Raw genomic sequence first — 21,737 nt, forward strand, 5'->3', positions numbered from 1 at the left:
TTTTAACGACGGGGTCGGCAATTTGCGCTAGGTGGCACGTCGCTCGCTCGGATCCTGAAAGATGCCGGGTCCTGACAGTGGCATCTAGGTCGTCGTCTGGAGCACCGATCAAGGCGAGATCGCACGGCGTCATTCCGGCGTTACCTGACTGGCTGCCTGGTTGGTTGTGGGATAAGAGCTGGAACACTTCGGCACCGGCACGTTGTGACAGGCGGGGAGATCGCAGGATGCGCAGTTGATCAGGCGACGGAGCGCTGTCGCGCCCTCAAATCATCACTTGAGCTCTTTGTCGGGGTGACCCGCCACGAAGGTCACGCGCTCAAAGCTAGATTTCGATATTTTAATATTCGAGCCTGTGGCAAAGTGGCGCCAGCGAGCGCCTTAGAGTGCGCTGCAGAGGACGCTTCGAGAAGCGCTTGGTGGCAAGTTGAGCGATGTCGCCCTTTCCTTTGAAAGCTTCGGCGTAAGCCACAATGGCTGTGTCCGTGAGCACAATGAAGACAACTATCTGGTCGAGCCACGAACCGGCCTGTGGGTGGTGGCCGACGGTATGGGTGGGCATGAAGCCGGAGAGGTCGCTTCAGCCAGCATTGTCGACCATCTGGCCACGATCGGCATTGCCAGTTCCGCCCCGGATCTTCGTGCGCGCTTCGAGGACAGGCTGAGCCGCGCCAACGCCGAGATCCGCAGGATCTCCGAGTCCCGCGGCATAACCATCGGCTCCACCGTTGCCGCCCTGCTGGCGATGGATGGGCGATTTGCTTGCCTATGGGCGGGCGACAGCCGGGTCTATCTGATCCGCAACGGGTCCATCTCGCAGATCTCGAAGGACCACACCGAAGTTCAGGAACTTCTCGACCGTGGCATGATCAGCGCGGCCGAGGCGCTCACCTGGCCGCGCCGCAATGTCATCACGCATGCGGTAGGCGTCAGCGACGAAATCGTCATCGATTTCCAGCAAGGGGAGATCATGCCGGGAGACATCTTTGTGTTGTGCACCGATGGGCTGACGGCGCATCTGACCGACGCCGAGATCGGCGCCGCAGTTGTGACTGCAACACCTCAGGCGGCCTGTGAGGCTCTGCTGAAAACGGTGCTGGAGCGAGGCGGGACAGACAATGTCACGATTGTGCTGGTAAAATTCGCAAGCAGAAGCAACGGACACCCCCCCTACCCTGATCTGTCAAGAGCGGAGGGTTGAGGCTGATGAGCGCCGACGACAAGACGCGAATATCGCCGCAGCTGGCCAACACCGCCGTCGGCACGCAGCTCAGCGGCATCTACGAACTTGACGAGCGGATCGCATTCGGCGGCATGGGCGAGGTCTACCGCGGCCACAACATTCAGACTGGCGACCATGTCGCGATCAAGATCGTCCTGCCCGAATTTGCCCGCGACCCGACGATCTTGTCCTTGTTCCGCAAGGAAGCGTCGATCCTCAATCACCTCTCGCACGATGCGGTCGTGCGTTATCACGTCTTCACGATCGATCCAGGGATCGGTCGTCCCTACCTTGCGATGGAATTCGTCGACGGCGAGTCCCTGTACGACATCATGCGACGTGGCCCTATGCCGACTGAGCAGGTGCGCAAGCTCTGCCATCGCCTCACGTCGGGTCTGAGCGCCGTGCATCAGGCAGGAGCAATACACCGCGACCTCTCTCCGGACAACATCATCTTGCCCGGAGGTCAGGTCGATCGCGCCAAGATCATCGATTTCGGAATCGCGCGATCGGCGACCGTCGGCGGGGAGACCCTGATCGGCGGAAAATTCGCGGGAAAGTACAACTACGTTTCCCCCGAACAGCTTGGGCTGTACAGCGGCGATGTCAGCGAGCAGTCCGACATCTACAGCCTGGGGCTGGTGTTGGTTGCCGCCCTGCGCGGGAAGCCGATCGACATGAGCGGATCCCAATTCGAGATCATCGAAAAGCGTCGGACCGTGCCTGACCTGTCCGACATCGATGACGATTTTCGTGACCTTGTCGAAGCCATGCTGCAGCCGGATCCGCGAGACCGCCCGGTGAGCATGGCGGAAATCGCCAGGATGACGCGTGACGAGGACGAAGGGACAACGCCGCCGACGTTCATCCCAAACCGTGACAGGCCGGGTCTGCCACGAGCGGGGCAAACCCTTGCGCCCGACCCGAAGGCCTCGTCCCCGCCATCCGATGTCTTGGGCCATGGCGGGCCTTTGGCAGGCTCGGGTGGGCAGCGCTTTGTCCCGCATGTCCGACCAGCGCTGCTGTCCGAACCTCGGGCCTCACCGGTCGCTGCGCCGCCACGTGCCCTCGTTGGTGCTGTTCGTGGAACATCTACAAAAGGCCGAGGCATCGCCATCTCTGCCTTCGCGACATTGGCTCTCGCCTCAGTTGCCGGCCTCTATTTTAGCGGCTTTATAACGCCCACCGCACCGAGCGCTGTCAAAACCTCGCTTTCCGCGCCAGAGCCACCGCAACTTTCACCACAAGCAACAACGCCTTTCCCCGATGCATCAATTCCTGAGGCAGAGGCGTCAAAGCCGCTGGCGACGGACAATGATGCGCACGCGCCTGAGCCGCCACAGGCAGTTCCAGCCCCAAAGCCGCAAACGGAGGCTACATTAGCGCCAGTTGAAAATCAGACGGAGGCCGCCGCGGCCAGAACGCAGCCGCCGGCAGAGTCGCCCAAGATGCTCCAGCAAATGCAGGAAACGTCGAAGCCGTCGGCAAGCGCGGCGCAAGTGCCGGCCGAAACCGCAACGCCATCAATTCAGCCCGATACGCCCTCGCCGCCTGCCAAGATTGCTCCGGCTCTCCCGCTGGTCGACAAGGCTCCGGCGCCGCGCGCCGCGCAGCCAGACGCCGCACCGAGCCAAAAGCCTGAACAGCAGGCAAGCCAGCAGGCGGGGGCGAAACCGGCCGTGCCAGCTCCCGAACCGGCTGCAGGCCAGGCAGGTGCGACGAGCCCAAAGGAGCAGCAGGCCGTCCTGCCGCCGCCAAAACACCAGGCGAACCGGCCGGCGAAGACTATACCAGCAGCGCCCGTTCCCGAGCCGGCTGCACGCCAGGGGGATACGACGAGGGCAAAGGAGCAGCAGCCCGACCTACCGGCGGCCGGAGAACCAGATCCGGCCATGGTCGCCCTGAACTTGCCCAAGCCGGAAGTTGCCCCAGTAATCGACGAGATAGCGCAACGTGTGTCGTGGGTTCGCGACTTCAGCGGCGGCGACTGTTTCTACGCCGCCGTAACCTCGATAACCGATAAGACCGCTGCGATCGAAGGATTTGGAACCGCGGTCCAGCCATTCGAGCAGATGCTGGCTGATTTCCAGGCAAAGTTCCACGTTGAGCCGGACATCAACGTGCGCCTTATTGAGCCGAGCCAGTGCGAAGTCACCAACTTTCTGCGTTTTCTGGGGCAGACTGCTGGCGAGAAGCCGCAGCTTGTTCTCGATCGAACATCGGTGCCGGACGGTACGCCGATCAGCGGTACGCTGGTGACGCGTGGCGGGCTCATTTCCAGCGTGCTGCTGATCGACCACAAAGGCATGATGTTCAACCTCGATGACCGCATGGTCGTCCACTCGGACAAGGCTACCTTCAGCATCCCGATCGGTCTCGGTGCGGCCGACAGGGCTGCAGGCAAGGCCGTGCCGCAGATCATCATGGTGATCACGGGGCCCCAGGATATCCGGGCGGCTGCATTCTCCACGCCAATGCCAGCCTCACGGCTGCTCCCCAAAATTCTCGAGGAAATTGAGGCCGACGGATCCAAGTTCTCTGCCAGTGCCAAGTATTTCCGACTCGGCGGCTAGCATGGGCATCCGATGGAACTCCGTAGCTCGCGTTTGCCCCGCTCGTCTTCCGACCTGCTCGTAAAGCAGCGTGTTCGGCTTCGAACCTTGCTTGTCTTGAGGGGCCGGATGAGGGTTGCGGTCGTTTCGGCCGCCGCGTTGCTAGCCGTGCTCTCATGCAACGAAGCGCGCGCCGAGTTCACGGTGTGCAATCAGACGCTCGACGTCGTCAACCTCGCTGTCGGCCAGGAGGTGGACAATGCCGACCAGACCGATGGCTGGTGGACCATCGGCGCAAATCAGTGCGTGAACGTCATCCGCGAAGAACTGACGAACCGCTACATCTACCTCTACGCCACTGACGTTTTCGGCCACGCGATCCTGACCGGATCGACCGAAATGTGCATTGAGCGGCGACGTTTCTCGATACGCGGCATCGACGAATGCTGGCAGCGCGGCCATATTGCCGCGCGATTTGTCGAAGTCGATACGCTTGAACAGGTGCGGTGGACGTTTTTCCTGACCGGAAGCAGTCCGTGACGCACGCTATCGACACCAGCTTCAAGGAAAAGAAGCAAGCACGCGCTGCCCTTCGCCGGCGCACGTTTTGGCGCAAGCTTCTTGCCGGCCTCGCCACGGTTTTCCTCTGTTCGATTGCAGCCGGCTTCTATCTCGCCGCGGACTACTGGTCATTTGGCGACGAAGACGAGGAGCTGCATGGGGTCGAAGGAGCCGACGATGTGCCGGCCGATGCCTCTGTTTATGTGCCTGCCATTATCGGCCTGGCGGGAGACCCGATGTGGATCACGCTCGCACCCGATTCCGGCGCCGCAACGAAAGGCCGCGTCGTTCCGCGTCCGGCCGAACTCGACCAGGCCGGGGTTTCGTCACAGATCGAGATTTTGTCCGACGTCATGCTTAGCGCGAGCGAGAAATTCATGACAACCATACCGTCGACGCAGGAGGATTTTGCGTTCTTCCAGGCACAACGAAAAACCGCCCCCGCAGCCTCCAGCGATCTGCAGAACGATCTTCAGCCAGCTCCTGGCGCCGATGAACCCGCGCCTGCTGCCGATCAACTGACCGAAGCCGATGACCCGGAGGCCGGCTGGGGTGAAACAATCGACGCAGGCGATGCAGCTCTTCCCGCGTTCCACAAGACCCAGATCGAAAACAACACCAGCGTCGCAACTGTCACGAACGAATATCAGCGGTTCGAGGCGACGGAAGACACGTTCGTGAAGATCCTCAACGATCGCAGTCTGGATAGCGTTGCGCTCGATGCACATTTCTCCGCCGACGACGCCAAGCAGGCAGGCGAGGCGCTGAAGGCCCTCTTCGGCCGGGACGGCCTTGAACCGGGCTATGTCGTGGCCATGCGTGGATACCGGCCCAACCGCGAGACGACAACGATGTCCCTCATGCAGGTGTCGATCTACGCCAAGAACGTCTTTGTCGGCACGCTGACGCGCAATGCCGCGGGCGTGTTCGTCTCCGGCGTCGACCCTTGGGTACGCGAAGATCTGTTCAACTACTCGGGCGCGCCGGCGGAAGGCGGCCACAAAAGGCAGTATCGTCTGCTCGACGCGATCTACTCGACTGCGGCACGCAACAGCGTTCCAACCGGCGTGATCGGCGAAGCGATCATGTATCTGTCGAGAGGACAGGATCTGGACGCCTTTGCAAGCGAGGACCAGCGTCTTGTGCTGATCTATTCTCAAACGCCGCGCGGCAAGGACGAAGGCGCCGGGCGCGTGCTGTATGTTGGTGTTCAGGGCACGACAAAAAGTCTCGACTGTTTCGTCTTCCAGCAGGGCGATGGCCAGTTTGCATGCGTCACAGGCGACGATCAGGTCCGCTCGCTGACGGTCACCAACGGCATGGTCACACCGGTCAACGGGGTCTTGACCTCGACCTTCGGGCCGCGCAAGCACCCAATTCTGGGCACCGTTCGCATCCATAAGGGCGTCGACTGGGCGGCGCCCGTAGGCACGCCGATCGCAGCCGCCTTCGATGGCGAAATCAGCTTCCAGGGCGATGGGGGCGGCTATGGCAATCTGGTCAAGATTTCGCACGGAAGCGGGCGCGAGACGCGCTATGCGCATATGCAGAAATTCGCAATCATGGGCGGTGTCGGCACCAAGGTGAAGGCAGGCGATATCATTGGCTATATCGGCACCACCGGACTGTCGACCGGGCCGCACCTGCATTTCGAACTCTACCAGAATGGCGCGGCGATCGACCCGCTGGGTACGGTTACTGCGGTCGCTTCGGATCTTTCCGCCGTGGAAACGCTCACTGACCGCATCGTCCATGTCGAAAGTGGCGGCAGTGCCCGTGCCAAGAACCCGAATTCTTCAGCGACCGGCGCCGGCCAGTTCATCACCAAAACCTGGATCCGGATGATGAATACATACCGCCCCGAACTTGCACGCACACTGTCGACCGCCGACCTGCTTGCCCTGCGTTACGACGCCACGATCTCGCGCGAGATGGTTCGCAATCTGGCGCGAGAGGGCGAAGCCTATCTTCGGGCGCGCGGCCACCAAATCACAGCCGGCCGGCTCTATCTGTGCCATTTCCTCGGCATGGAAGGGGCGCATCAGGTGCTGTCGGCGTCGGGTTCGGCGCAACTGAGCGCCGTGCTCGGATCAGCCGTCATTCAGGCCAATCCCTTTCTCACCGGCAAGACCGCCAGCTATGTCGTGGACTGGGCCGAAAGGAAGATGGGTCGAAAGCTCAGCCCAGCAACGACCGCGAGCCAGCAGACGACGACCACCACTGAAATCCGGCAGACATCGCCCGAGTTCGCAAAGTACAAACACGTGATCATGGCGATGCTGAGCTCCGTGCAGAACGCGCTTTGAGCCATCGCAGCCGTTCGTTAGAAAGGGTTCAAACGACTACCCTGCTCGCGGCAAAGCCGTTGTGGCTCGAAACTGCCGCACAGTTTTCGGCGGCGTGCGCTACTCGGTCTTAATGCGCATTTCCACACGGCGATTGACAGCATCGTATGGGTTGGGGCTGCGCGGATGCGCTTCGCCCAGGCCGATCGGATTAATCCGAGCCGCCTCAATGCCGCTTGATGTCAGGAAGGACGTCACAGATTGCGCTCGTCGCTGTGAGAGCCGCTCATTGTAGTTCGCCGGACCGGAAGCGTCGGTGTAGCCTTCGACGACGAAATGGAAACTGCTAAGCCGGTTGTCCTTCAGGGCCTTGGCAAACTCCGCGAGCTCGGCGCGCGCGGTTGCGTCGAGTTCGGCCGAATCGAGTCCGAAATTGATCAGCATGTCGAGACTGGATTTGCCGGCGGGTCCCTCGTTTGGCTTACTCTTGCTCTTGCACTGCTCCTCGGTGCCGACACAAATTCCGCGCGACTTGCCAAGATCGGCCGCGCCGGCAAAAAACTTGACGATGTCTTCTGATTTCTGGACAGGGTCGGCGCAAACATGCGTTGAGAAAACCATGACCGCCAACACCAAAGGTGAACTGGCCCACCGCATAGCGGTTACTCCTGTTGAGCATCCGATATTATCAAGCGTGAACATACCAAATTCCGAAGCAATTGTCTGCGGGAAACACCGAGCCGCGCCTGTGTCGCCTTTATCACTCCGCTGCGAGTAGAGACTTGACCAGCGCCGCGCTGCGGGCTTGAGTGCTGACAGGCTCTCGATGAAAGCGTGGCGTCATGGCCAACGGGCTCCGATTCAAAACGGCACGAGATCTTTTCCTAGCTTGTCCCGCCGCTGCCCGAGACATGCGAACCCTTCCAACCGAACAGCATTCGATCGAGTTTTGCCGCGATCTCCTTGCAGGGCGCGTTCCCGAAGAGGCAATCACCTTTTGTGCCTACCTGCTGCCGGATCGGGCTGCGGTCTGGTGGGCTCATGAATGCCTTGCGCATTTGAGTGAGCTGCTCGATGAAACCGATCAACAACTGCTCGCGCTCGTCAGCAACTGGGTCAGCGAACCGGGCAGCGCCCACCATCGTGCCGCGCTGGGCCAGGCAGCGGCAGTGCCCCCTACAACCCCGGGCGCCTGGATTGCCTTGGCTGCGGGATGGCGTGATAATGGCCTTGGTGCTTGCCGATCCGTCGGCCGAACAGCAGTACCACCCGCCTCACCGCCGGGTCCTGCCGCCCATGCCGTCAATGCCGGAATTCTGGCAGGGCTGGCGCGTGTTGCACTCGAGGACCGTTTTGCCATTCTATCTGCCTTTGTCGAAATGGGTCTACAGATGGCCGAGATCGAGGCGCTGCGCCAATCAGCGGACGCATGCTAGTCTTTCATGTTCCCTGTCAGGGCTGAAGGCGAGAGGAAAAACTGGTTGGCGCGAGTGTCCAGGCGTCGCATTGGCTGGAACTGCACAGCGCCGAGGGTGGAGATCACAGATGACAGTTGATCAGATTCTCATCCGCGGCTCCTCTTCTAGCGGAAGATTTAGCGCCTTGCGAAGGTAGTCGCGGATGGCTTCTGACGTAATCCACCGTCTTATGAGGTCGGCTATAACCTTCTGCTTCCTTTCGTCGGCCTCAACCATGGCCGGTCCTACATGCGAATAGGTCAGAACCTCTATGCGACCCGATTTGTTCCTAGCTATTCTTTGGTGTCAAGCAGGACCATCATGTGTGGCCAGGTCGATCAGAATTTCACACAGTTCGAGATCTGTCTCGTCTGCGTGTGGGCACAGGGCACGGAGGGCCGCTACGGCCGTTCTAAGGGACACCACGATGCCGTCCGAAGCGGCTTTAACGGCTGCGGCAATAGCTTCAGGCGTAATGCCTCCTGGCGCGGTATCCATGATGGCCGACCCCTCAGTGCCCTAAGGTCATCTTGCCCGGAACTTAGGAGAGATCAAAAAACGATTTCCTGTGGAATGGGAGGTCGGAAATATTCCGTGGAAATTCTTTAAGCGGGTGATCGGATAACTGGCTCACGCGATGACGACCTTGTGCCCCCTAGGCTCCACAAAGGCCTGTGGTCACAGCGTTGTTATGTACCCTGGCGACGTCCTCGATCAGTTCGGTTAAGGTGCGGAGCCGTAAGTCGGACCTATCCCCTATGTTTCCCACATCTTTGGTCACCATCCCCGGCGAAGACATGGAGACCGCCCCGCTCACCTTAACGTTGACGGTAAAGGTTCTTCTAGGCGCCTTCTCCAATTCTCGCTTCCTGTAGATCTGGAAACGAATAGATGGTGTCAGGGTTTGACCTGCCGGCGCGGCGCGGTGTCTATATCGACAGCCACCTTGCCTGCCACGTCAGCCTTAGCCGCCTCCAGCGACGCAATCACGACGTCGTTTAGCCAAGCCTTTGCTTGCTCGCTGAAGTCCGCCATGGGGCATCCCGTTTTCCCACCTCCACGTCGCCGACGCGCTCCTCCTGCTGACGGCGGGCTTCCTTCCCGCGCTCAAGGGCTTCTTTAAACTTTGCCATCCCTGTTGCTCCGATTTGTCATCAGGCCACCCCGCCAGATCGGCTATGGCCCGATCCCATTCACTAGAACGCGCATAGTGGGGTACGTTGCGTTGGTGAAGCTATTGGGTTCGCCACTGTCCTCATCTGGCACGCTCAGAAATCTGACAACGGAATGGTGATTCTTGCCGGCGGCGCGCCGTAAACGGTGTGATTAAGGGCGTTTACGTTGAAGATTGCGATGCTGGTCATTCGCCACCTCAGGCCGATCCGTCGCTTTACAGAGCGCCGCTGCCGGCAGGCTCCCCAGCTTCGAACCACAGTCGGTAGCTCTCCCGCATGGCTCGAGCACCAGCCTTCGAGGGGCCAACAATGGCGAGACGTTCCAGTTCCGCGAGCGGATGTCGCGCGGCCATTTTCGGTCGCAGACGCCCGCGGTTCAACATCCGCCACATAGAAATAAGCCTCCTTAGAGGCTGTTTCGAAATTCGCTCTGGCGAGTCATATGGTGGTGGTTTCGAGAACCGGAGCAGCGGACATTTGGGTCCGTGAGAACCGGAAGCGCAGATTGGTCCCATCGCCCGTTTGACCACGAATTTTCAAACCGAAGGGCCAGATCTTACTTGCAGCCGCCTTGCGCCCACTTGGCTAGCGCCACCTTGAAGCGCGTCCCGAGCGGATGTTGCAGACGCAGCACGGACACATCGTTGGCGGCGAAATTCTTCGCCTGTTCGCACAGCCGAACCTCATCCCACTCGTGGCAGCCATTGCAGTGCTTGCCCTGCCACACCGCTTTATCGAGCCCTTCCACGGGAGCAAAGAGAGGCTTGCCCATGATCAGCTCGGCGATACTCTTGCCGTCGATCTTTGGATCTCCAAAATCGACAGGTCGGTCGAAAAAGATCGGATCGTCCGAAGCCAGTTTCGGAATTTTCTGCCGCAGGACATTAAGCGCAAGCTGTGCCTCATCGTTGCCTGACGAATTTGCGGTGGCGTTGCGCCCATCCGAACCGTCTTCCGCATGTTGCGGAGCGGTCGCTTCGCCGACGATCAGCGGCGCGTTGAGATCGACCCTGTGCAAAACGACCTCGGTGGTCAGCGAGACATTGATCCACGGGCGCTGCTTGCCGGCCGTTGCTTTGAAGACATCGGCGGTGACCATGTTCATCGCGTCGGTGATGGAGACGTTCGAAGCCCCGATATGGGCAAGCAACGCGGACGTGAACGGCGAATGCTCGCTCGATCCGTCATAGGCAACCTGATTGGGACTGGTGGAAAAGGCGACCAGTGTACCCGCACCGCCATTCTCGATCGGGATTTCGGCAAGCCCGCTTCTCGCTCCCTTGATGCCTGCGGCCTTTGCCAAGACTTCAGCCAGGGGATTGTCGCGACAGGCGTCGAGGAAAATCAGTCTTATGCTGGTCTCGCGCGACATTTGCCGCAAAACGAACTCGACAGGCACCGCCTCGAAATCCAGCGAAGTCTCGTCTTCCAATGCTGCATCAACCGGAAGGAGATAGTTGCTGCCCGAAACCTGAAAACCATGGCCGGCGTAAAAGAAAAGCGCAATGTCGGCGCCGCGAACCTGCTTTGCGAACTGCGCAATCGTCGTCTGGGTCTGCAATTTGGTCAGATCGAAACCGGAGACGACTTCAAAGTCCAACTTCGAAAGGCGGTTGGCAACAGCCTGCGCGTCCCGGACCGGGTTGGTCAGCGCCGGCGCATGCTGGTACTGGGAGTTGCCAAGGACCAAAGCAACACGGCGTTCCGCATTGGCCGCCGTCAATGTCAATAATAGCGAGAGCGTCGCCAGCCCGATCGCGCGCGGGGCACTGCCAAAACAGGCAATCAGATGGAAGCCCCACCGGAACAAGAGGTCCTTCCTCAGTTGACGAGCTTGGTGGCGGAAAACTCGATCCGCCGGTTGAGCGCCTTGTTCTTCGGCGTATCGTTAGCCGCAACAGGCCGCTCCTCGCCATACCCGGTTGCCGTGATCTGCGTTCGTGCAATACCCGCGGCGACGATGGCATCGGCAACGGCCTGGGCTCTGCGCTCCGACAGCAGCTTGTTGGAGGCAGGCGAACCATCGGAATCGGTATAGCCAGAAACTTCTACCTTCAGGCCTGGGCACTTGCCGACCACGCCAACCACCTCCGCCAACAGCGGGCGGCTTTGGTTGTCGAGCCGCGCGCTCGCCGACCGAAAGTAGATGGCCCCAGTGCGGGAGAGCACCGCGAACCGGTTAAGGCACTCTTCTTCGCTGAAATTCGCTTTCGCGGCATCGGTGGCGACGGGCCCGACGTCGGCAGTACTTGCCGCGACTGTCTGCACGGCCGCGGGCTTACTGTCGCCAGCGTTGAACACGAAATCGAACGATACCGAAGCGGTCGGAACAATGTTGGTCACATTGGCGGCTTGCTGCAGCTTGTCGACATTCGGCAGCAGTCCGAAGTCCTCGACATGCACGGCAACAGGCGCCTCCGAAGCGACGGAGACCATGCTGTCGCTGATCATGGTTACGACGACATTGGCCTCAAGATCCTTGTCGACGCCGTGCAGGTTGAGGCGAAATGGCAGCACTGCCTTCACCCTTCGCTTGGTCGCCAGGTCTGCAAATGCGGCAGGGTCCACTTTTGCTGTCAGTTCGGCGGACGGATATTTGAATGTTTCAAAGAAAAGGAACCGCATGCGGACATTGCGAAGGTCGACACCAGTGTCGACGGAGTTAAGGTCAAAAGTGATCTTGGCCTCACCCGTCGAAGAAAGAGTGCCGGCTATGTTCCTGATCTTGTTGGTTTCGACGATCGTATTCTTCTTGACCGACTGGTAGGTGAGCACGGAGGCGGTCGGGTCGAGTGTCCAGTTCGTCTGTGCATTGGCGCTTTCCAGCCCAGGTAACAACAGCACCGATACGGCGACGATCAGGCCAAGGGTGTTTAGGGCGAAGCAGCTTCTCGAGCCCGTTTTCCACCAGTCTCCGACGATTTCGAACATTGGACCCCCCACAGGACAACAGCCTTCCGCGTTGCAACCACGAACTATGCCGTGCCAAGGAGCATAGAACAATTGTCGAGGCTTGGCGAGCATCGGCGAATCGACCGCAAGGTGTAAATTCCGCTCAGGTCCCGGGCTGCGGAAGTCCGGCAAAATGGTGATGGACGAACACTGGCTACCCAGCAGTCTTGTTGGCGGATATTGGAGCTGACTGAAGAACCCGCTACAGCACCTGCCCGTCTTTGAAGGCCGGTCACGGTGGACCAGCCCAAGTGAGGAAAAAGCCCGCCTGCTCCATCCTGCTTCTGCCGCGGACGCCTACTCCCCAGCCCGTCGTCGACGCTATTCTGTCAGTCTCCATCTCCATTCCGCGCTGAAGATGGCTTCCCTTGGCAGGTCATCAAAGCACTATCCCAATGGTGGAACTGTCCCGCGAATTGGGAGCTCCAAATTTGTAACCAAATGGCGTGCTCCGCGTTCTCCAACGGCGTTCGACTGTTCGCTCGCGATGCAGCCGTGGGATTTCAGGATTTCTGAATGGTCAACTGGGACACGAGCCGGCATGAACGAAGCTTCGACTGCCTGATCGTAGGTGGCGGGCCAGCGGGCCTAGCGGCTGCGACTTACCTTGGAAGATTTCGAAGGCGAGTAATTGTTGTCGACGCAGATGAAAGCCGTGCAAAGTGGATTCCCTTGACGCGCAACTGCCCAGGCTTCCCAGACGGCATCACCGGCCCTGACCTACTTGACCGCCTCGAACTGCAGGCCACTCGATACGGCGCAAGCTTGGTCCACGACAGGATGGTATCCATTCGCAGAACGAAGGCTGGGTTTTTGGCGGGCGATTCATCTCCCATTCGTGCCCGCTCGGTGCTCATTGCAACCGGCATTGTTGACACCCTCCCGGATCTTCCTGGCGCTACCGACATGATCCAAGCTGGCGTCTTGCGATTGTGCCCTATCTGCGATGGCTATGAAGCCATCGACAAACGGGTGGCCGTCATCGGACCGGCCGAACACGCCATGAAAAAGGCCTTGTTCATGCGCACCTTCACTCAGGATCTCACTTTGCTGATTACCGATCCATCCGAGCCCTCCCCCGACAAGCTTACCAAGCTCAAGAGGGCCGGTATCGAGATCGGCGTATGCAGACCCAATGCCGTTTGCGCCACGGGCCGGGAGGCGGTCGTGGAACTCATCGACGGCGGAACGCTGTCGTTTGACACCATCTACCCTGCGATGGGCTCGACCATCCGCTCGAGGCTCGCGGTCGACCTTGGTGCATGCTGTGACAAAGCGGGCAACCTCGTCGTAGATTCGCGCCAGCGCACCGCAGTCACCGGACTTTATGCAGCCGGAGATGTGGTCAATGAGATCAATCAGCTTGCCGTAGCATTCGGCCACGCAGCGGTCGCTGCAACCGACATGCACAACTATCTTGCAAATGGCGACGGCGAACATTGTCCCAGGCCGAACACGGCCCACGGTGACACCAAGCGCACGGCGCCCGGCGCCGACGCCGAAAACAAGGCATGAGGAACGAAGAGGCACGGCGACCGTTCGTGATCATTGAGTTTCATCATGTATCTTTTCAAATCCTGCTACCTCGCGCGGACATTCCGGCAGACCGTTCCCCAAACAGGAATTCAACCGGCTCAAAGAAGAACTGGCCCTGCCGTTCGCCGGCGTCACAACCTTTTTGCAGGCACCTGCCGAAGGGTTGTGGCGGCAAGGCGGCGAGTGCAGCAATGATGAAATCATCATCTTCGAGGTGATGACGGAGGAGATTGATCTGCAAGCCTGGCGAACACGCAGTGCTGACCTTGAGCGACGCTTTCGTCAGGACGAGGTGATCATCCGTTACTCATCGATGGGCGTCGTGTAAGATGCGTAGAGGTTCGGTTCCAGCGGCGGGCAGGTTCGACGCAGGTTGACCAGAGTGGCAAAGGTGCGGCGCTCGAAGTCCGTCACACGATGCACATCAGCTCGCGGCGATCAGCAACTCTTTTTAAGTTCGGGTCTGTGACGGAATCTCTGTTGCAAGGCCCGCGTCTTCGGAGGGACGAAGGACGCGGGCCTCGACCGGCTTCACCGATCCTGCAGCCATAAGGAGTGAACTTGCTGCCTGCACCGAACCTTCGGGGGGCTCGGTTGTTCCCGCTAGTCTAGTGGAATGAAAAGCCCACCGCACATGAAGCACGGCGGGACCGATCGAAGGCTGTTTCACCAAGCTGGGGCTTGGGGTCGGGCTTGCGAGGTGCGCACGGACCATTGCCTAGACTTAGGCTCATCATCTGAGGTCCATCTACCAATCGAGGTTGGAGACAAGGGACAAGGTCATCGCGGGTCGTATCGCCGTCAAACCACCCGTACGGAAAATGCTTCGGATGTGGCCGGCACGCAGGCTTATCAATCAAGTCGTACGCCCCGTTGACTCAAATTTCGCAGGAAACATTAAATCGACTTCAGCCGCGCTAAAGGTGGCGCTGATGCGGGGTTCAGGGACGTTGCGCCGTTCAAACCAGCCTTGAGCCCGCCGACCTAGGTTTGTGCCAACGCGTACTTCAACGGCTCTGCACCGACGACACGTCGACCCTCGCCCTTGGATGGCGACGTCTCGCATCTCGCATTTTGAGGGGCAAAAGCACGAGGGCGAGCTCCTCGAAGCTAGGCCCGAAACGGACAGCCCGGCAGCACCACGGTGGAACGTTTCAGAGCCGCCGTGATTCCGATTTATGGCCTGCCCACGGAGATCATCGTGCCGATGGTTCGTAAACCGCGCCATGGAGCCTGTCGGCGATTTGTTCGCTTCAGAATTCGGCGACCCGCTAACGGGCGTTATTTTGAGTTTAGCATTGCCCCGAGAAGGCCTGTTCAGTCTCAATTGCATCGTGTAGCGGGACTTAAATCGCGGCATGCAACCTCCGCCTTCTCTTCGCGTTTAGCCCCGTTCAATCCTGGCGAGTGAGAAAATGCCGGCGTTCATTCCGATTACAATTTACCTGAATTGCAAGCCAATGGTGGTTGCATCAATATCCGACGCTGCGAAAGCGCTTGAACAGCCATGGCCATACGTGGCCAAGCCGCGGCGGCTCGAAGCCGTCCGAATGAGCAGGGAATGCTTGGCCGGTCATTGCAACCAACAAGCTGCGATCGATGCCTTCAAGGCGGCCGCAATCGAACAGGGACTTTTTACGCAAAGGCCTTCGAGCGTAGGCCTAACGAAATTAGATGCGGTTGTTAGAGACGTGGTGTGAGCTCATACCGCTCTCGGCACCTGGACTGCAGGCAGGCTTCGCCGGCATCGCTATGCCGACGCCTTCCGCGGCGTCGACGTTCCCCGGAGAATGCGGCAGCGCTCGAGGGCGGTGTTCTTCCAAATAACGCGGTCAAAGCCGGGAGACCTGCCCATAGCTCGGAAGTGCTTCCGCCAGCTCTGCGAAAAGATGCACTCCCACGGAATACGATGGGCCGCAATGATTCCGACCGGGGCACAAACAGTCCTCGAGCTGCCCCCTAGCTGCAAGTCCGGCGAGCCCGCTCGCGTCCATCCCGGTTTGCAACGGCCAGACTTCTTGCCGACTACCACAGTGCGCATACGTTAGATTAGCCACTCAATGGATCAAGCCGGGACTGATTGGCCGCGTCAGCACTGCGCGGCGAAGAGGGTCTACGCAACGCCTCGCGGCTGGACTTTTGGGATCAGATTGGGGTGACAGCGCCGTGCCGCACATGACCGTTGGGCGAAGCCGCTAGGCTTACCGCAAAGCAGAGTTGAGTTGTCGCAGCGCGCCTCGGGCGGCCGATAGCCTGTGCTTTTCGAAGATTGCTAGCTTCTGCTGATAAGTGATCCGCACCTTGGCGTTGCACCCGTGGCATCTGAAGTGCGCAATCGTTCTTAGTGCAGAGCCTTTCCTTACCGCCGGATGCGAGCAATTCGGACAATTGAATGTGAGCGCAACATTAGACAAGTCTTTGGCTAAACCGGCAATAGACGGCTTCTTGGCCACGCCTGCATCTCCAGCATTCGAACCCTCGAACGAGCAAGGGCTCCGGCCCGGAACATTTGCAGCAAACGTACACATTCAATTGACCCCGATTTTAATCCTCGTCATGAAGTCGGCGCCATCCGTTGCGCTCGTTCTAGCGGCCCAGCGGCTTGCGGTGAGGGTAGACCGCTGGGCCTGACCAGCGAGCCTTTGGGAGTGCTCGCTTGACTGTGAGTATATGAGCTAGATCTAATGTAATGATACATGCGAATGAAGTACGTGGCGGCAATTCCGCTGTGTAGAAACTGTAAGGCGCCCCGGAATGGTCGATGCGTCTGGCACCGCACGCCAGCACCGGCCGGCTAGAGTTCATTGAGCCTTGATGCCGACCCTGATCGAGAAGCCGCCCCACGGCGATGCTTGGATTCAGGAGGTGGAGTTCGACGGCTACGGGGCCGGCGTCGACCAGAAGCTTGGAAACCGTGCTGATCGACACGTCGGCAACGCGGAACCTTTGCTAGATATTACCTGAGCATGTCCTAGACCCACATACCTGAGCAACATGATTCGCAAGCCGTGCGGAGGCTCTCCTGCATGACCTCGGCTTATCCAATGTCGGCATTCGTGTCGGAGACGGGTCTCGCGGCTGGCCCGAGCACGCCCCATTCGACAAAATCCTGGTCACGGCGGCGGCTGAGCAGACACCGCCGACTTTTCTGACGCAACTCAAGCCGGGGGGACGGCTGGTACTGCCTTTGGGATCTAAAGAAGCACAGTTTCTGACTGTCATCGACAAGGATGCGGCAGGGCAACTCGAGACCCGGAAACTCATTCCGGTTCGGTTCAGCCGGCTCGAGATCGCCTAGTGATGTGCGACAACTGGCGCGCCGCGCTTTTCCGACCCTCAATCAGATGCCAGCCTTCGCGTTTCTTTCGTCCTTGGTGAACGGGAGAAACAACCCGTCCCAGATTTTCCAAACACAAGGCAGCTTGTCTTCTGGGCTCTGCGATCCTTCTTGGCCCTCACAACTTGAGCTGATCATCCTCCCCAGCCGCCTCCCCCGCCGCCGCTCCCGCCGCTCCCGCCGCTCCCGCCGCTCCCGCCCGAAGGAGGAATGACCACAGGCGCAGGAACAGGCTCCTCCTCAACCGGTATGATCACTTTCTTTGCGGCCCTCCTGGGAGCAGGCTTGACGACTTTTGACGGAGCAACCCTGCGGACGACCTTTGGCGGGGGAACCCTGCGAAGAACCTTTGGCGCGGGCGTGGCGACCAGCGGCGTCGGTTCAACCGTGGGGACCAGGGAGGTGCAACCCATGAGGCCCACCATGATGCCGGATAACGCTGTTCCAAGTATTGCCTGTTTCAATACTCTGCCTGCCATTGCCTCCTCCTCAGTCAAAACAAGTCCCGACGCGGATTGGCTTCTTCCCAAGCCCGTCTGGCCGCGTTAACCAGTTGCGTGTCCAGTGAACCCGACCCAGGAAAATTCGATTTCAGTTCCTGGCGCAGCTGCTTCAAGGCCGCTGTCTTTGGCTTCGGACCGAACTTTGCCAGCGCTCTTTGGGCGTCCGGCAGTTCCTTGCGCACATCGAGCGCAGCCGCAAACGCAAGGAAACGCACGACAAGACCCTGATCGGCCTTGTCGCCTTTTTGCATTTCGAGAGCCGCGCGATCGTAAGCTGCGAACGGGTCACCCCGAGCGATCCCTATTTCGAACAATCGCTGCGCTTCCGCGAGGCTCCGTTCCACACCGACACCGTCCCGATACATGCGTGCGAGGCTGCCGGGCGCATAGGGCTGGCCGAGATCGATTGCCTGCTGAAACAGCGCCAGCGCCGTCTTCGGATCCTTCTCAACGCCTTGCCCAGACAAGTAATTGCGGCCGAGCAGGTTCATAGAATACATATCCTGCCGCTGGACGCCGGCCTGCAGGAACGCAACGGCGCGGGCTAGGTCAGCGGCCACGCCGTTGCGGCCCTCGGTGAAGATCGCGGCCAGATCGTTCATTGCATAGGTATGCCCCATCGCCGCTGCCTTGAGCAGCAGGTCCAACCCCTTGGCCGTGTCGGGCTTGACGCCATACCCATTGAACAAGGCGCGACCCCACGACGTCATGCCGTAGGGATCCCCCTTGTCGGACGCCGCGGCGTAAAGCGCGTTGGCCTGTGCGCGGTCGACGGCCATTCCGGTTCCGGTCGCATACATGTAGCCTAGCTCGAACACGGCACGTACGTGTCCCTTCTTGGCGGCTTGCTCGATGGCTGTCCTGCCCTCATCGACCTTGCCTGCCGCAAGGAGCGCGCGCCCCAGTTCGAAGCGGAAGCGCGCAACGTTGGGATAAGCCTTCACGGCGGTCTCGCAAAGCTCTACCGCGCTGGCGCCAATTTCGTTCGGCAGCAGGCCGGGGACGACGCCTTGCAGGTCCAGAGGTTCGCCGGCAGCCGTATCGCACGGATCGACTATCGGCGAGAGTTTCATCGTGGCTGGCTTTGAAGAGCTGCTGTCCGCCCGAATCTCGAAGCCGACCTCGACCGTGGCTTCGGCGCCGATCTGTGGCTCGTAGCGCAGTCGATCGACCTCTGCGGCCATCAGGCTCGACTGGGGCGACAGGGTTCGATCGGGCAGCGAGAGCGTTCCCGTTGTCGGATATTTCGAAACTTTCAGCGTGACAGCGGGATCTTCGGTCGGGAAATCAAGCTTCAGGGAGACCGGACCGACGCCCATGGGAACATCGATGTCGCGGTTTTCGATCGCTTCTGCCGCACCGGTGATATGAATGCCACGCTGCAATACCTTCTGCTTCTGCTCGGCCTCGAGCGAGGCCATGATCTGTTTACCCTGTGGGCCTTCGCCGCTCTTGACCCGAAACACCAGAATGCCCTGGGTTTGACCGCCCCAATTGTCATGCGTGGCATAGGCCAGCATATCCACTTCTTCCTGCGCAGCGACACCCTTGGGAACGTCCATCTGCAAGCGCGGGAGGTCCTTGCCCTGAATCGGCACGCCCACCTCGACGGGGTTGCCGTCCAGCATCAGGCGCCCCAGGGCAGGCGGTCTTTCAATGCTCAGGGTGATCGTGCCGCCGTCGATGTCTACCGGTTCGGGCAGACCCAAGCCCACGGGTCCAACACCCGACAGCACGACCTTCTCCAGCACCGGCGGCAGTGCGGGGCGACTGCTGCGGCGCATCAGCACGACTTCGTCAATCAGTGATGAGTTCTCCCAGGGAACTTGGAGGCCGTTTGTAGCTTCCACCACATCGCGGCGTACCGCCGCCATTACGGTGCGGATTTCCTGGTTAGGCGCTAGCGCGCGGCGGGAAAACGCCGCCGAAAACGGGCTGAGTTCGCCGGCCCCGTCATACGCCGCCGCCCCGGGTTCGGTGGCAAATGCAATCAGTGTGTTCAGCGAGCTTCTGACCTGGGCGAGCCCGGCGTTACCGGTGGCAATGAGCTGGTCTCTCAGCCAGTAGTTCTTGCGCGGAAACGGATTGTTGCGGCAGGCATCGAGGATGATCACCTGGATCTTCGATTTCGAACGCAATTGTCCCAGCACATCGTTGAGCTTGATGGCCTGGACCTCGATGTCCGCCGCCTCCTTCAAGGAGGCATCGACCGGGATCAGGAAGTTTTCGCCGCCGATCTGAAAACCGTGACCGGAATAGTAGACGACCGCCAGGTCGGCGCCGTCAACGGCGGCAAGATAGTTGCGGAACTGTTCTTCGAATTGCAGCTTCGTCAGATCGCTTGCGACGAAGACCTCGAATCCTGCCAGTCGAAATGTTTTCGACACGTCCTCGGCATCCTTGACCGGGTTCTTGAGCGCGGGGAATTGTCGGTAGTCCGAATTGCCGATGACAAAAGCGACCCTTCGGTCGGCGCAAGCGTCAAAAGTCGTGAAGCTCGCAAGGAGGAAGGCTGCGACGATTGCGCAAAGTCGGAGCATGGCAACCCCATAAACGCTGTTACCTCGCGACCACAAGAACACCGCATGGGGTAGCCAGGTCCGTTAGAGAGCATGCAATCTGCCGGGACAAAAAAGGGAGAAAAGCCGTCGCGGCAGCGGGCATATTTCTCACTTGATCAAGTGCTAAATTACATCAGAGACCGCGTATCTGCAACGTCTGTCAGACGGCGCCGGCTATCCGATCACTGCCCGCCTCGTCTGGTTCTGGGGATTTACCATTCTCGATTAGGCCTGATCTCGGTATCAGCCCCTCCTGTCGGGTAGATTGCAGGTCCAAAGTGGGCCGTTTCCACGGCCGGGTCCGGAGTTTCTACGCTGATGCACACGCCTGCTTCCATACCGCTGGACGATGACAGCTTCGAAGATGTTCTGAGGGCAGAAACATGTCGAATCGTCAATCACCACCGGCTGGAAACAGCGAGGTTCGGGGTAACACAATGCGGCTGCGCGGCCTGTTGGCTGCGGCCGGTGCTACGACTGCCATGGCGTTCGGATTTGGTAGCCCTCGCGCCGACATCCGTTTTTGTCAGGCCGCTTGAGGCGGAGTTTGGCTGGTCGCGAGCCGATATTAGCCTTGCCTACACGCTGTCAAGCGTCGGCATGGCCTTGGGCGGGCTGTTCTGGGGCCGGTTGTCCGATCGCCTGAATACCAGAAAGCTGCTGTTCATCGGCTCGGCAGGTATGGTGATAGCGCTTGCCGCGATGTCCTTCGCCACTTCGCTCTGGCAGATCTATGGCGCCAATTTCGCGCTGGGCGGGCTCGGCTTTGCCTGTCTTTATGCGCCGGTAGAGGCAGTTCACGGCTTCCTCGCTCGGCAGCACGCCAGCCGGGCAGGTCATCTCGATAGCCATGCGTACGAGCTGCAGGCCGGGTCTTTCCCCGTAGACATAATTCTCGTCCATGGTGGGGAGTCTGGCGCCCGCGTGGCGGTCGTCAAGGCGGCTCGGTGCATGACCACCTGGCCATCGCGGCACGGGCATCAAGGGGGCAACGACCGTAATGCGACCGCTTCTCTACTCCATCAACGTCACCTTCGATGGTTGCTGCGACCACAACGCCATACCGGCGGACGAGGCACTGCAGCAGACGACAGTGCGCGCGATACATCGCCACGCCACCGAGAGCATCGGCCGGGCCGACGCTCTGCTCTTCGGCCGCGTCACCTACCAAATGATGGAAGGGGCGTGGCGGCTGGCGACGCGGACAATAACGCCGCCCGACTGGACGGAACCTTTCGCGCGCACTATCGACCCGATGAAGAAGTACGTCGTTTCGAACACGCTCGACCGGGTCGATTGGAACGCGGAGCTGCTGAGCGGAAACCTAGGCGAGGCCGTACAGAAGCTCAAGGAGCAGCCGGGGAAGGCGCTGTTCACGGGCGGCGTGAAACTCCCGATGGCCCTGGCGGAGCTGGGTCTGATCGATGAGTACGAATTCGTGGTGCAGCCCAGACTTGCGGGTCATGGGCCCACGTTGTTCGCCGGGCTCTCCAAATACATCGAGTTGAAACTCGTTGACCGGCGAGAGCTCAGCACAGGCGCCGTAGTGCTGCGCTACGAGCCGAGGTAGCGCTTCGAGCTCCTCAGAGATATGCT

Annotated in this window: 15 protein-coding genes and 2 pseudogenes; 12 read left to right on the forward strand and 5 right to left on the reverse strand. The window is 60.0% G+C overall.

All coding sequences use genetic code 11. The features are described from left to right. Positions 1–427: 427 nt before the first annotated feature. From NKH17_RS23445 to NKH17_RS23460, 4 genes are all read left to right on the forward strand, one after another. On the forward strand, positions 428–1,201 hold the full coding sequence (locus NKH17_RS23445; protein WP_352479434.1) for a PP2C family protein-serine/threonine phosphatase: 774 nt from the start codon (positions 428–430) through the stop codon (positions 1,199–1,201). A 5-nt stretch (positions 1,202–1,206) separates the two neighbouring features. Beyond that, entirely contained in the window at positions 1,207–3,795 is a 2,589-nt protein-coding gene (locus NKH17_RS23450; protein ID WP_352902526.1) for a serine/threonine-protein kinase, read from the forward strand. A gap of 108 nt (positions 3,796–3,903) precedes the next feature. Next, a complete protein-coding gene (locus tag NKH17_RS23455; protein WP_352648153.1) occupies positions 3,904–4,314 on the forward strand; it encodes a DUF1036 domain-containing protein in 411 nt (136 codons plus the stop codon). Beyond that, positions 4,311–6,641 carry a M23 family metallopeptidase gene (locus NKH17_RS23460; RefSeq protein WP_352902524.1) on the forward strand — a complete coding sequence of 777 codons (2,331 nt, stop codon included), beginning with the start codon at positions 4,311–4,313 and terminating at the stop codon, positions 6,639–6,641. Before NKH17_RS23455 ends, NKH17_RS23460 begins: the two co-directional genes overlap by 4 nt. Before the next feature lie 99 nt (positions 6,642–6,740). On the opposite strand, the gene NKH17_RS23465 is transcribed toward NKH17_RS23460, so the two are convergent. Then, the gene (locus NKH17_RS23465) at positions 6,741–7,277 is read right to left on the reverse strand and encodes an OmpA family protein (RefSeq protein ID WP_352479445.1); all 537 of its coding nucleotides are present in this window, start codon (positions 7,275–7,277) and stop codon (positions 6,741–6,743) included. 185 nt (positions 7,278–7,462) lie between these two features. Here NKH17_RS23465 and NKH17_RS23470 point away from each other — a divergent pair, with 185 nt between their 5' ends. After that, positions 7,463–8,056, forward strand: a complete 594-nt coding sequence (locus NKH17_RS23470; RefSeq protein WP_352902523.1) for a DUF6931 family protein — start codon at positions 7,463–7,465, stop codon at positions 8,054–8,056. A gap of 918 nt (positions 8,057–8,974) precedes the next feature. Here NKH17_RS23470 and NKH17_RS23475 read toward each other — a convergent pair. From NKH17_RS23475 to NKH17_RS23485, 3 genes are all read right to left on the reverse strand, one after another. Continuing rightward, positions 8,975–9,112: a hypothetical protein gene (locus tag NKH17_RS23475; protein WP_352902521.1), complete on the reverse strand. Its 138-nt coding sequence runs from the start codon at positions 9,110–9,112 to the stop codon at positions 8,975–8,977. A gap of 696 nt (positions 9,113–9,808) precedes the next feature. Next, entirely contained in the window at positions 9,809–11,062 is a 1,254-nt protein-coding gene (locus NKH17_RS23480; protein WP_352972433.1) for a caspase family protein, read from the reverse strand. Between the two features lie 11 nt (positions 11,063–11,073). Beyond that, positions 11,074–12,183, reverse strand: coding sequence for an OmpA family protein (locus tag NKH17_RS23485; protein ID WP_352648136.1), 1,110 nt, complete (start codon positions 12,181–12,183; stop codon positions 11,074–11,076). Positions 12,184–12,720: 537 nt separating this feature from the next. Between NKH17_RS23485 and NKH17_RS23490 the strand changes: the two genes are divergently transcribed. From NKH17_RS23490 to NKH17_RS23510, 5 genes and pseudogenes are all read left to right on the forward strand, one after another. Next, a complete protein-coding gene (locus NKH17_RS23490) occupies positions 12,721–13,719 on the forward strand; it encodes an NAD(P)/FAD-dependent oxidoreductase (protein WP_352972436.1) in 999 nt (332 codons plus the stop codon). A 163-nt stretch (positions 13,720–13,882) separates the two neighbouring features. Then, positions 13,883–14,068, forward strand: coding sequence for a hypothetical protein (locus tag NKH17_RS23495; protein WP_352902939.1), 186 nt, complete (start codon positions 13,883–13,885; stop codon positions 14,066–14,068). Between the two features lie 1,132 nt (positions 14,069–15,200). Continuing rightward, the gene (locus tag NKH17_RS23500; protein ID WP_352972466.1) at positions 15,201–15,440 is read left to right on the forward strand and encodes a DUF982 domain-containing protein; all 240 of its coding nucleotides are present in this window, start codon (positions 15,201–15,203) and stop codon (positions 15,438–15,440) included. 1,114 nt (positions 15,441–16,554) lie between these two features. Further along, positions 16,555–16,704, forward strand: coding sequence for a hypothetical protein (locus tag NKH17_RS23505; protein ID WP_352479186.1), 150 nt, complete (start codon positions 16,555–16,557; stop codon positions 16,702–16,704). Between the two features lie 34 nt (positions 16,705–16,738). Beyond that, a pseudogene (locus tag NKH17_RS23510) lies at positions 16,739–17,038 on the forward strand (protein-L-isoaspartate O-methyltransferase family protein); the annotation flags it as partial. A gap of 532 nt (positions 17,039–17,570) precedes the next feature. Here NKH17_RS23510 and NKH17_RS23515 read toward each other — a convergent pair. Further along, complete coding sequence (locus NKH17_RS23515; protein WP_352902935.1) at positions 17,571–20,120, reverse strand: caspase family protein; 2,550 nt, start codon at positions 20,118–20,120, stop codon at positions 17,571–17,573. 339 nt (positions 20,121–20,459) lie between these two features. Between NKH17_RS23515 and NKH17_RS23520 the strand changes: the two are divergent. After that, a pseudogene (locus NKH17_RS23520) lies at positions 20,460–20,879 on the forward strand (MFS transporter); the annotation flags it as partial. Between the two features lie 262 nt (positions 20,880–21,141). Next, the gene (locus NKH17_RS23525; protein ID WP_352902933.1) at positions 21,142–21,711 is read left to right on the forward strand and encodes a dihydrofolate reductase family protein; all 570 of its coding nucleotides are present in this window, start codon (positions 21,142–21,144) and stop codon (positions 21,709–21,711) included. The last annotated feature ends 26 nt before the right edge of the window (positions 21,712–21,737 follow it).

Origin of the sequence: Mesorhizobium sp. M1334, assembly GCF_040317995.1 — a bacterium.
In the GTDB taxonomy this organism is placed as follows: domain Bacteria; phylum Pseudomonadota; class Alphaproteobacteria; order Rhizobiales; family Rhizobiaceae; genus Mesorhizobium.

Coding starts and splice junctions, on each gene's coding strand:
- NKH17_RS23465 (WP_352479445.1), bottom strand. CDS start 7,277: ATGCGGTGGGCCAGTTCACCTTTGGTGTTGGCGGTCATGGTTTTCTCA.
- NKH17_RS23450 (WP_352902526.1), top strand. CDS start 1,207: ATGAGCGCCGACGACAAGACGCGAATATCGCCGCAGCTGGCCAACACC.
- NKH17_RS23515 (WP_352902935.1), bottom strand. CDS start 20,120: ATGCTCCGACTTTGCGCAATCGTCGCAGCCTTCCTCCTTGCGAGCTTC.
- NKH17_RS23485 (WP_352648136.1), bottom strand. CDS start 12,183: ATGTTCGAAATCGTCGGAGACTGGTGGAAAACGGGCTCGAGAAGCTGC.
- NKH17_RS23505 (WP_352479186.1), top strand. CDS start 16,555: ATGCCGACCCTGATCGAGAAGCCGCCCCACGGCGATGCTTGGATTCAG.
- NKH17_RS23525 (WP_352902933.1), top strand. CDS start 21,142: ATGCGACCGCTTCTCTACTCCATCAACGTCACCTTCGATGGTTGCTGC.
- NKH17_RS23490 (WP_352972436.1), top strand. CDS start 12,721: ATGGTCAACTGGGACACGAGCCGGCATGAACGAAGCTTCGACTGCCTG.
- NKH17_RS23455 (WP_352648153.1), top strand. CDS start 3,904: ATGAGGGTTGCGGTCGTTTCGGCCGCCGCGTTGCTAGCCGTGCTCTCA.
- NKH17_RS23500 (WP_352972466.1), top strand. CDS start 15,201: ATGGTGGTTGCATCAATATCCGACGCTGCGAAAGCGCTTGAACAGCCA.
- NKH17_RS23470 (WP_352902523.1), top strand. CDS start 7,463: ATGGCCAACGGGCTCCGATTCAAAACGGCACGAGATCTTTTCCTAGCT.
- NKH17_RS23475 (WP_352902521.1), bottom strand. CDS start 9,112: ATGGCGGACTTCAGCGAGCAAGCAAAGGCTTGGCTAAACGACGTCGTG.